Annotated in this window: 11 protein-coding genes; 1 reads left to right on the top strand and 10 read right to left on the bottom strand. The window is 39.9% G+C overall.

Features of this window, described 5'->3' with window-relative positions:
- Positions 1-20: 20 nt before the first annotated feature.
- Both NSQ61_RS04570 and NSQ61_RS04565 read right to left on the bottom strand, forming a co-directional pair.
- On the bottom strand, positions 21-1,688 hold the full coding sequence (locus tag NSQ61_RS04570; RefSeq protein WP_066246543.1) for a DAK2 domain-containing protein: 1,668 nt from the start codon (positions 1,686-1,688) through the stop codon (positions 21-23).
- A gap of 17 nt (positions 1,689-1,705) precedes the next feature.
- Complete coding sequence (locus NSQ61_RS04565; RefSeq protein WP_063388443.1) at positions 1,706-2,068, bottom strand: Asp23/Gls24 family envelope stress response protein; 363 nt, start codon at positions 2,066-2,068, stop codon at positions 1,706-1,708.
- Positions 2,069-2,306: 238 nt separating this feature from the next.
- Between NSQ61_RS04565 and rpmB the strand changes: the two genes are divergently transcribed.
- Positions 2,307-2,495 (top strand): 50S ribosomal protein L28, encoded by a 189-nt coding sequence (gene rpmB / locus NSQ61_RS04560; RefSeq protein ID WP_063388444.1) that lies wholly within the window; start codon positions 2,307-2,309, stop codon positions 2,493-2,495.
- A gap of 675 nt (positions 2,496-3,170) precedes the next feature.
- On the opposite strand, the gene spoVM is transcribed toward rpmB, so the two are convergent.
- From spoVM to fmt, 8 genes are all read right to left on the bottom strand, one after another.
- Positions 3,171-3,251 (bottom strand): stage V sporulation protein SpoVM, encoded by an 81-nt coding sequence (gene spoVM, locus NSQ61_RS04555; protein WP_063388445.1) that lies wholly within the window; start codon positions 3,249-3,251, stop codon positions 3,171-3,173.
- A gap of 220 nt (positions 3,252-3,471) precedes the next feature.
- Positions 3,472-4,119, bottom strand: a complete 648-nt coding sequence (gene rpe / locus NSQ61_RS04550; protein WP_327847729.1) for a ribulose-phosphate 3-epimerase — start codon at positions 4,117-4,119, stop codon at positions 3,472-3,474.
- A 2-nt stretch (positions 4,120-4,121) separates the two neighbouring features.
- On the bottom strand, positions 4,122-5,006 hold the full coding sequence (gene rsgA, locus NSQ61_RS04545) for a ribosome small subunit-dependent GTPase A (protein WP_339209945.1): 885 nt from the start codon (positions 5,004-5,006) through the stop codon (positions 4,122-4,124).
- Between the two features lie 18 nt (positions 5,007-5,024).
- Complete coding sequence (gene pknB, locus NSQ61_RS04540) at positions 5,025-6,992, bottom strand: Stk1 family PASTA domain-containing Ser/Thr kinase (RefSeq protein ID WP_066246548.1); 1,968 nt, start codon at positions 6,990-6,992, stop codon at positions 5,025-5,027.
- Positions 6,986-7,744: a Stp1/IreP family PP2C-type Ser/Thr phosphatase gene (locus tag NSQ61_RS04535; RefSeq protein ID WP_066246550.1), complete on the bottom strand. Its 759-nt coding sequence runs from the start codon at positions 7,742-7,744 to the stop codon at positions 6,986-6,988. The genes pknB and NSQ61_RS04535 overlap by 7 nt, the downstream gene beginning before the upstream one ends.
- 4 nt (positions 7,745-7,748) lie before the next feature.
- Positions 7,749-8,810, bottom strand: coding sequence for a 23S rRNA (adenine(2503)-C(2))-methyltransferase RlmN (gene rlmN / locus NSQ61_RS04530; protein ID WP_340806114.1), 1,062 nt, complete (start codon positions 8,808-8,810; stop codon positions 7,749-7,751).
- Positions 8,810-10,156: a 16S rRNA (cytosine(967)-C(5))-methyltransferase RsmB gene (gene rsmB / locus NSQ61_RS04525; RefSeq protein ID WP_066246553.1), complete on the bottom strand. Its 1,347-nt coding sequence runs from the start codon at positions 10,154-10,156 to the stop codon at positions 8,810-8,812. Before rsmB ends, rlmN begins: the two co-directional genes overlap by 1 nt.
- A complete protein-coding gene (fmt, locus tag NSQ61_RS04520; RefSeq protein WP_063388452.1) occupies positions 10,153-11,088 on the bottom strand; it encodes a methionyl-tRNA formyltransferase in 936 nt (311 codons plus the stop codon). Before fmt ends, rsmB begins: the two co-directional genes overlap by 4 nt.
- Between the last annotated feature and the right edge of the window lie 43 nt (positions 11,089-11,131).

Raw genomic sequence — 11,131 nt, 5'->3', positions numbered from 1 at the left:
AAGGCCGAAGCCCTCCTGCTCTACTCAACTGAAAAAATATAAGAATATAATGGCTGATTTCCATTATGAACCTCAATTTCGATATGTTCATAATGATTTTCAACATGTTGGACTAATTGGTCTACTTCGTTTTCGGATGCATCTTCTCCTTGGAGAATCGTCAATATTTCATCCTCTTCATCGATCATTTGATCCAACAACTTTTTGGCAGCTTCAAGCTTGCTTTTATCTTTTGCGACGATGGTTTTCTCGTAAATCCCCATGAAGTCTCCTTTTTCTATCGCAAGTCCGTCAATACTTGTATCCCTTACAGCATATGTGACTTGTCCTGTTTTCACATTCCTGCTTGCTTCCTCCATCGCCTTTACGTTTTCCTCTAAACCGAGTTCAGGATTGAAAGCCAGCAGGGCGGATAATCCTTGAGGAACGCTTTTCGTTTCAATGACTCTTATATTTTTATCAGTTATTTGTGCTGCTTGATTGGCTGCCATAATGATATTGGAATTGTTCGGCAAAATAATAATATTCTCTGCGTTCAACTGTTCGACAGCCTTTACAAAATCTTCCGTACTTGGATTCATCGTCTGGCCGCCTTCAATAATTTTTGTTGCACCAATTGATGTAAAAAGATCGGAAATTCCCGAGCCCATGGCAACCGCGATAATTCCGTACTTTTCATTTTTGGGTGCCGCCGGTTCAGTAGATAATACATTTTCCGTTTGATTATTGACAATTGTACTATGCTGCTCGCGCATGTTTTCAATTTTCATATTCAATAAGCTGCCGTAGCGCTGCCCGTATGTCAATACCTCGCCAGGTTGTTCAGAATGGATATGTACTTTGACAAGTTCATCATCGGCAATTACTAAAAGCGAATCTCCGAACCGGGATAAATCTTCGCGAAATTTCTTTTCAGAAAACGGCTCTTTTTCTTTTTCAAACCGAACCATAAATTCTGTACAATATCCATATTTAATATCTTCTGTATTAATATGACTTTGTGCATTTTTATGATGCTCTGCACTTACCAGTTTGTCCATCGAAGGAAGCTTAGGGGATTCGGAAATTTTCTCTCCCTTTAATTCTGCCAAAAATCCCTCGTAAATAAATACAAGTCCTTGTCCACCGCTGTCCACAACGCCCACTTCTTTTAGGACAGGCAGAAGCTCAGGCGTTCTCTTTAATGACTCCTTTGCTTCTTTTACCACTTCTTCCATAACAATTGTCAGATCATCGGTTGATTTAGCTGTTTTAACAGCTTTTTTCGCAGCATCTTTTGCAACCGTTAAAATGGTCCCTTCAACAGGCTTCATAACAGCTTTATAGGCAGTATCAACACCTGCTTGAAAAGCTTTAGCAAATTCATCCGCATTGATCGATTCTTTTCCTTCAACCGCTTTTGCAAACCCACGAAAAAGCTGGGATAAAATAACCCCAGAATTCCCACGCGCGCCCATTAACAGACCTTTTGCAAATGCTCCAGCTACAGAACCGATATTTGATGAAACATGTTTTTGTACTTCTTTTGCTCCAGCTGTGATGGATAAATTCATGTTTGTTCCCGTATCCCCATCCGGAACAGGAAAAACGTTTAACGCATCCACCACTTTCGCATTATTAGATAGATGATTCGCTCCTTGAATCACCATTTCCGCAAAGCGCTTCCCATCAAGCAAAGTATTGGCCACAAATGTTTCCTCCTTCTCTACGGATTCGTTACACGAACCCCTTGCACATATATGTTAATCGAATCGACAGATAATCCAAGAATTTGATTTAATGTATATTTCACTTTTGTTTGAACATTATGAGCAACTTCTGATATTTTTGTTCCATAGCTGACAATAATATACATATCAATATGAACGCTCTCTTGTTCTTGGCGGACGATCACTCCACGGCTGAAATTTTCTCGCCGTAAAATTTCTGAGAGTCCGTCTTTAATTTGATTTTTGGAAGCCATTCCGACAATTCCGTAACAATCAACAGCTGCACCGCCGGCAACTTGTGCGACTACATCATTCGAAATTTCGATCTGGCCATATTTCGTTTTTAATTCGATGGACATTCGAGTTCCTCCTTTAGCATACGTTCATTACAAACATTTTACTATATGATGATTTGGATTTAAAGAAATGTCATGGCTCCCTACATAATAAGAGCATTAATACATGATGATGTCAAGCGTAAATTCTTGAAAGTGAGGTGAATTTATATTGCAATGATCAAGGGTGTATGTTACATTATTATAGTATCTTGAAACATTGTCAAAATAGCAATTTCCTTGCAAGTTAGGAGGTATAGAAATGGCTCGTAAATGCGTGATTACTGGCAAAAAAACAAGCTTTGGCAATACGCGCTCTCACGCTATGAACGCTTCAAGACGCAAATGGGGAGCGAACCTTCAAAAAGTGCGAATTCTTGTGAATGGAAAGCCAAAACGTGTATACGTTTCTGCACGTGCTCTTAAATCTGGAAAAGTTGAGCGTGTATAAAACAAAAGTTAGACGACAAGAGGTTGGATTATGATCAGAAGAAATCGGCGAATCCCGATATCTTCTGATCAAAAGTATTTCGAAAATAAGCGTTTAAAAAATCGGCGCTTTAACAAACTTCTGCCCGTTTTGTTTCAATACTCTTTATTCACCTTTTGAAGCACTCCCAATGTCACATTTCTTCAAGCACATTCTTCTTTTTAGGCGAATCCTGCAACTTTAAAATCCACTTTAACATGAAATTTTTTCAAACTGCTAAAAAAACTACATAGGTTATTTACTACATATTAACGATCGGAATACATTCCACTTTCTCAAACAGTTTGCCTTTCTTCAGCGCGATCCGTGTTCCTTTCGGCATACACAAAATCAACCGCATAAAGTCTACTTTAAATTAAAAAAATTCTTTTTTACACAAAAAAGATGGAAGAAAAATGAGGCAGCTTTTTAATATTGAAGACAAAAACCCCTGCCATTTACTGTATTTGTTGACAGTTTGCTAAAAACGAAGGCAACATGCACTTAATCGGGGTCCTCTATTATTTTTTCCAGTTGAAGCCGAACATTCTAACAGAATGGTAAATCCCCACAATATAATTTGGTATAAAAAAAGCTTGTAGAGTTCACACCATTTGGCTTTGTCTACAAGCAGAAAGCACCTTGATAGGTGCTTCTTTAATCTTTCTTAAATGAACCGAGCATTGCCCGTATAATTCCTCCTAAAAACCTCGGAAGCTTAATTGTATAAAATCTCATTTATATTTACCCTCCCCATGAGAAATCTAAAAAACGTCTATAAGTAGCATATTCATCATCCGTATTTTAGATACTAATTAGAACGTCTTCATCAACTTTTCTTACAATATCTTTATGCATGAAAAAAATAAAAAAGTACTTGACATCTATTGAAGAATCAACATAAAAATGAAAAATTTTTTCCTTTAAATGTGAAAAGAACCGCATATAAACGGTTCTTTCACATTCCTCTTATAGATTTGATCGCTTGTTTGCGATCTTTTTGATTATAAATGGCTGATCCTGCCACAAGCACATTTGCTCCAGCTTCCACACACAATTTGGCTGTTTCAGCGTTGATGCCGCCGTCCACTTCGATCTCAACTTGCAAATTTCTTTCTTTCAAGATGCTAGAAACTTGCTGAATTTTTTTGATGACTGATGGAATAAACGCTTGTCCGCCAAATCCAGGGTTAACCGTCATCAAAAGCACGAGATCAACATCTTCTATTACATGCTCGATCATCGATACAGGAGTATGTGGATTTAAAACAACACCTGCTTTCACTCCATTCGATTTGATTAAATGGATCGTTCGATGAAGATGCGGGCAGGCTTCCGCATGAACGGACAACAAGTCGGCTCCTGCTTCAACAAAAGCAGGAATATAACGATCAGGCTGTTCAATCATTAAATGAACATCAAGCGGCAGCTTGGTCACTGGGCGGATCGCTTGCACAATGAGCGGACCGATCGTAATATTCGGCACAAAGTGGCCGTCCATCACGTCAACATGAATGTAATCCGCTCCTCCTTTTTCCACATCAATAATTTCTTCTGCCAACCTAGAAAAATCTGCGGATAAAATCGAAGGTGCAATTTTAACCATGTTCAATACCTCGGCTTTCTTTCTTTTATCTCTTCTAAAAACTGAAGATAATGTTCGTACCTGTAGGAGGAAATATCGCCATTTTCAACCGCTTCTTTAACGGCGCATTTTGGCTCCTTCTGATGAAGACAGCCTCGAAATTTACATTGAATGCTAAATTCTTTTATCTCTGGAAAGCAATTCGGCAAGTCAGCAGCTTCTATACCCGTAAACTCCAGCGAACTAAATCCGGGCGTATCGGCGACTAGTCCCCCTCCCAATGAAATGAGCTCTACATGTCTCGTTGTATGCTTTCCTCTCCCCAAATGATCGGAAATTTCTCCTGTCTTCAATTGCAAACGGTGATCCAGGCAGTTCAACATAGAGGATTTGCCAACTCCAGATTGCCCGGCAATCACTGAAATGCTGTCTTTTAAATAAGGAATGACCTGTTTAACTGTTTCAGGCTCTTTTGTAGTCATCAAAAAGACAGGATAGCCAATTTTTTCATAATCTTTGGCAAACTGACGAATTTTTTCATCTATTACATGATCTGCAATTAAGTCCATTTTTGTAATACAAATGATCGGGCGAATATTTTTGGCTTCCATTAACACCAAAAAGCGATCCAGCAGCTTGGCGCTAAAATCTGGACTTACAGCGGAAAAAACTAAGATCCCTTGATCAATGTTTGAAATGGGCGGACGGATCAATTCATTCTTTCTTTGCAAAATTTCTAGAATATAGCCTTCTTTTTCATTTTCCGCCTGAAAAATAACTTCATCTCCTACTAGAGGGGAAATTTTATTTTTTCGAAACACCCCTCTTCCCCTGCATTGATAAAGCTTATTTTCAGCTAATACGTAATAAAATCCGCTTAACGCTTTAACAATTTTGCCTTTTGGCATACATGACCTCCTTTTTCATTAATTTTCAGGATAAGGAACTGTTTCAGTTTTCACCACTTCATTATTCAGCAAAACTTGATAATAAGCGGATTGACCAGGTTGAATCGTCAACTCAATTTTCTTTTTGGTAGGCTTTGATATTTTAAATGTTTCATAAGGTTCACCGATAGAATGCTCAGCATCATTGATATAAATACCCACTTCCGCTTCTTCGCCGTGAATTTCGGGATCAAACGGGATCTCTACTTCACGGACGACTTTTTTGTCCGGCTTTTCTTCCGGACCTAAGGAAATAACCACTTCTATTTTTTCACCTGGAAGCACTTTTTTTCCTGCACTCGGTGATTGGGAAATCACTTGACCGGCAGGAACTTCATCGGAATGTTCTTCTTTCTTTGAAAAAGATAAACCTTCTTTTTCCACATAGTCCTTAACAGCTTCTTCTGTGTATCCCGTTAAATCTGCAAGGGTGATTTTTCTCGGTCCTTTGCTCACGGTTAATGTAATTTCATCTTCATCAGGAATGAGCTCTGCTCCCTCACTCGGAGATTGGTCAATGACAGTTCCTTCCTCTTCACCGCTATATTCTTCCAATACTGTAATGTTGGAAAATCCTTTTACTTCAAGGAGCTGCCTTACTCTCTCGATATCCTTCCCGATATAATTATCAAGCGTTACCTTTTTCTTGCCTGCACTTTCATAAATGATAATAGAAGAACCTTCTTCTACCATTTCTCCTGCTTCTGGTTCTGTCCTTATGACATATCCTTCTTCAATTTCATCGTTTTCCAGCAAAATCGTGTCTTTGACATCAAATCCTTCCTTCAGCAATTGGTTGACAGCTTCCTCATATGTTTTCCCTCTCACATCAGGCACTTCTACATCTTTTGGAAGGATTAGTTTAGGAAGAACGAGAAGTGCTAAAATGATGGCTATGATGACTACAGCTGTCGTCACCCATAATATTTTCAGCCATTTTCTTTTTTTCTTAGGGCTTACAATATTTTCATGCTTTTGTTCCTTTTCTAATCCCGGCGGCTGCCGATCCTTTGCATGATGAATGATTGTTTGTTCCCCAGTTTCAGGTATATCATGTAAAACAATCGGATGGGTGATCGTTTTTTCGTCGTTATCAGGTATTTCAAATTTCTTTTCATCTAATCTGTCTGTATTAAAGGCAGTGCGAATATCTTCTCCCATTTCTTCCGCAGAGGAATAACGGTGAAGAGGGTCTTTCGCCATCGCCTTTAAAATAATATTTTCGACGCTTTGGGGGATCTCAGGGTTCCATCTCTTTGGAGACGGAGCTTCTGATTGCAAATGCTTTAAAGCGATTGATACGGCTGATTCCCCGTCAAAAGGGAGCCTGCCTGTCAGCATTTCATACAGGACGATGCCGAGCGAATAAATGTCAGATTTTTTTGTTGCAATCTGACCTCTCGCTTGTTCAGGCGACAAATAATGTACAGAGCCCAGCACGGAATTAGTGTGGGTAATGGTTGTTGATGTCAGAGCCATAGCAATCCCAAAATCGGTCACTTTAATGTTCCCGAGGTTGTCAATAAGTATATTGTGCGGCTTTATATCTCTATGGACAATTTGATTTTCGTGTGCGTGAGCAATGGCTGATACGATTTGCTCCATTAAATTTAATGCTTCTCTAGGATGCAAAGGTGCATTTTGCTGGATGTACTGCTTTAACGTCTTGCCTTCCACATACTCCATCACGATGTAGTAAATGTTATCTTCTTCGCCGACATCGTAAATGCTGACGATATTCGGATGGGCAAGGCTTGTTGCCGATTGTGCTTCTCTCCTAAATCTTCGTATAAACTCATCATCATCTGAAAAATCTAATCGTAAAATTTTAATGGCAACGTCGCGTTCTAAAATAATGTCTCTTGCTAAATAAACGTTTGCCATTCCTCCTCCGCCAATCACTTTCAAAATTTTATAACGGCCGCTAATCCGCTTGCCGATCAGCATGTTCCATCACTCTCGTGGCCGATGACATGTTTATAAATAATGACAGAAATATTGTCATCGCCGCCGTTTTCATTTGCTAGCCGTATTAATTCCTTCGCTTTTTCTTCCAGTGATTGGTCGGATGATAAAACTGATTCCATTTCATGTTCCTGCACTTTATTCGATAAACCGTCAGAACAAAGAAGCAAATAATCGTTTACTTCTAGGCCGACTGTTTTAATATCTGCATCGACAGATTGTTCTGTGCCGAGAGCCTTCAATAAAATGTTTTTTCGCGGATGCTCTTTCGCATCCTCTTTTGAAATTTGTCCCGATTTCACAAGCTCGTTCACTAATGAATGATCATCGGTAATTTGAGCAAAACCGGCTTTATTTAACAAATAGCATCGGCTGTCGCCAATGTGGGCGATTGTAGCAAAGCTTTCAGTACAGATGGCGCCGACAAACGTCGTGCCCATTCCTTTACATTCCTTATGTTCATTCGCATATGTCAAAAGTTCTTCGTTGACTTCGGCAATATGATCGTTTATCCAGCGCTCCGCCTGCTCGGGATGTTCCATTTTTTCCGCTTCGTTCCAGCTTTTTTCAAAATGCTCGATCGTCATTCTGCTTGCGACATCGCCTGCGAGGTGGCCACCCATTCCGTCAGCCACGACAGCTAAAATTTGCCCGTGTCGGTTAAGAATGGCACTTGCGGCGTCTTCATTATGGGTTCTGACCTTCCCTTTGTCAGTAAAAACAGCGGTTTTCATTTATTCACCTCGTCTCTATTTTTCGCTCTTTTGCCCTTAACTGTCCGCAAGCTGCATCAATATCGTGTCCATGTTCTCTTCGGATCGTGACATTAATCCCTTGTTCCTTTAATGTCCGTTCAAATCGAAAAATTTGATTTTTGCTCGTGCGAACATAATTCCGCTCCGGAACATAGTTGACTGGAATTAAATTCACGTGGCATTTTAAATCTTTTATTAGCTCAGCAAGCTCGAGTGCGTGCTCCACTTGATCATTTACGCCTCCAAACAGTCCGTATTCAAATGAAATTCGCCGCCCTGTTTTGTCAATATAATATTTGACTGCCTTCATTAAATCAGGAAGCTTAAAAGCTTTATTGATCGGCATTAGCTTTGTGCGCAGTTCTGTATTCGGTGCATGGAGGGAAATAGCTAAATTGATTTGTAAATTTTCATCAGCAAATTGATAAATTTTAGGGATAATTCCGCTAGTTGAAACAGTAATGTGGCGGGCGCCAATGTTCAATCCTTTTTCGTCGTTGATGATTTTTAAAAATGACATCATTTCTTCATAGTTGTCAAAAGGCTCTCCAATCCCCATTATGACGACATGGCTAACTCGTTCGCCGATTTCATCTAAAATTTGCTGCACTTTTATGACTTGAGCTACAATTTCCCCCGCAGATAAATTTCTTTTTAATCCACCTAATGTGGAAGCGCAAAAGGTGCACCCGATTCGGCAGCCAACTTGTGTTGTCACACATACTGAGTTTCCGTAATTATGCCTCATTAACACCGTTTCAATGGAATAGCCGTCATGGAGCTCAAACAAAAATTTCATCGTGCCGTCTTTTGACGTTTGCTTAACAATTGTTTTCAATGTTGTCAAATCGAAATGCTCCGCCAATGCTTCCTTCAATGACTTTGGCAAATTGGTCATTTTATCGAAAGAGGCAACGTGTTTTTTATACAGCCATTCAAAAATTTGTGCTGCTCGAAAGCTTTTTTCGCCTTGTTGTTCAAGCCATTCTTTTAAATCGGAATATTTTAACGAATAAATAGATGGTTTTACTTGCATCTTGTCCATCATTGTACCTTCCTTCTCAAAGCCGCGATAAAAAATCCGTCGGTATTGAAATATTGCGGCAAAATTTGCACAAAGCCGTTTTCGACGTATTGTCGAACTTTTTCCGGCATTCGATCTTTTAACGTCTCATCTAATTGAAAGTCATCATGCTCCTTTAAAAAATATTTTATCATCTCCTCATTTTCTTGTTTATCTATTGTGCAAGTGCTATAAACAAGCAAACCTCCAGGCTTCACCAAATCAGCTACGGAAGCTAATATCTTTTTTTGCACTGATGTTAAAGAAAGAATATCTTCTTCTGTTTTCGTATATTTAATTTCCGGTTTTTTTCTTATGACACCGAATCCGCTGCACGGTGCATCCACTAAAATTTTATCGAAGCTGTTTGGCGGAAAATGCTCCGAGGCGTTGCGGCTGTCCAGCACTTTTGCGTTTACATTCAAGAGCCCAAGCCTTGATGCTTGCTTTTCGATGAGCTGGATTTTATGCTCGTGCAAATCTAGGGAGACGACTTTACCCGTATTATTCAAAAGCTCTGCAATATGAGTTGACTTCCCTCCCGGAGCTGCACATGCATCCAAAATTTGCTCTCCTTCTTTTACATGTAAAGCTAGCGAGACGAGCATCGAGCTTTCATCTTGAATGGTGAACCAACCTTTTTGATAGAGGCTCGTATTCGCTAAATTTCCTTTTACAGCTTCGATGGCCTCATCAACCAGCTTTCCCTTTACCGCCTTTATTCCTTCTTTTTCCAAAGCAGCGATCGCCTGAGGAACTGTCGTTTTCAGCTTGTTCACTCTAGCTGTCTGTTTAGCATGCAAAAGCTGCGAGGATAATATATTTTCCGCAGTCTCAAACCCGTATTGACTCGCAAGCCGTTCGACAAGCCATTTCGGAGCGCTTGTCTTTACCGCTGTACGCTCAATCGGATCTTGTATATCTTTAATGGTAGGGAGGCCTTTTCGTTGTATATTTCGCAAAACACCGTTTACTAGAGCCGCAATCCCTTTATGTCCTCTCTTTTTGGCGATTTCCACTGCCTCATAAAGAACCGCGCGGTCAGGAATCCGATCTAAATACACCATTTGATAAAGCGATATTCTTAAAAGCTGGATCACCCAATTGCTAATTTTTTTCTTTTTCTCTAGAAAATGCGATAAATAGTAATCAAGAGTCAGCTTCCGCTGGATGGTTCCGTAGACAAGCTCTGTCAATAAAGCAGCATCTTTTTGCTCCAATTTATATTTATCAATCCATGTATTTAGCAGCAGGTTGCTGTATGCTTGTTTTTCTTCGATGGCCACTAGTAAATCCATTGCTAGTTCTCTTGCATTTCGTTTTTTCATTCGAATGTCATCCCTATTTCAATTTGCGTTCCTCTTAAAAATTGCTCGCAGCTCATTTTTTTCTTTCCGGACGGCTGAAGCTCAATAATTTTAATGGAAACGTCATTTCCTGTTGCAACAACGAAACCGTCCTTGTCGACGGAAACAATTGTTCCAGGCTCTGCTTGGTGTTCTTTCTTCACTTTTTCTCCCCACCAAATTTTAATCGTCTTTCCGTTCAAAACCGTGTAGGCAACTGGCCAAGGATTTAACCCGCGAATGTGGTTGTACACCTCTTCACCGCTTTTCGTCCAATCGATTTTTTCCTGTTCCCTTTGAATATTCCAGGCAAATGTGGCTTTCGTTTCATCTTGCGGAATTGGAGTTATACTGTTTTCTAAAATTTTCGGTATCGTTTGTGATAAAAGATTGGCGCCTGCTTCGCTCAATTTGTCGTGCAATGTAGCAACCGTATCCCTTTCATCAATTGGAACTTCGACTTGTGTTAAAATATCTCCGGCATCCAGTTTTTCCACCATATACATGATCGTAACTCCCGTCTTCTTTTTGCCTTGCATGATGGCATAATGAATGGGTGCTCCGCCTCGCAGCTCAGGCAAAAGAGAAGCATGCACATTTATACAGCCATATTTCGGTGCGTCCAAAATCTCTTTTGGCAAAATTTGACCAAAAGCAGCCGTTACAATTAAGTCGGGTTTTAACGCCAAAATTTTTTCTATTTCTTCTTTGTGACGGATTTTTTCAGGTTGAAACACTGGAATGTTATGTTGTTCTGCAGCCACTTTTACAGGCGGAGGCGTCAATTGTTTTTTTCTTCCTTTCGGGCGGTCTGGCTGTGTGACAACCGCACAAACGTCATGACCGTCTTTTACGATTCGATTTAGCACTGGTACAGCAAAGTCAGGCGTGCCCATAAATATAATTTTCGCCATACATATCTCCCTTCTATTGTTTCCAACTCATCGACATCTAAAA

The organism is Aeribacillus sp. FSL K6-1121, assembly GCF_038003725.1.
Lineage (GTDB): Bacteria > Bacillota > Bacilli > Bacillales > Aeribacillaceae > Aeribacillus > Aeribacillus composti.
This window is presented reverse-complemented; position numbering and strand designations above follow the sequence as displayed.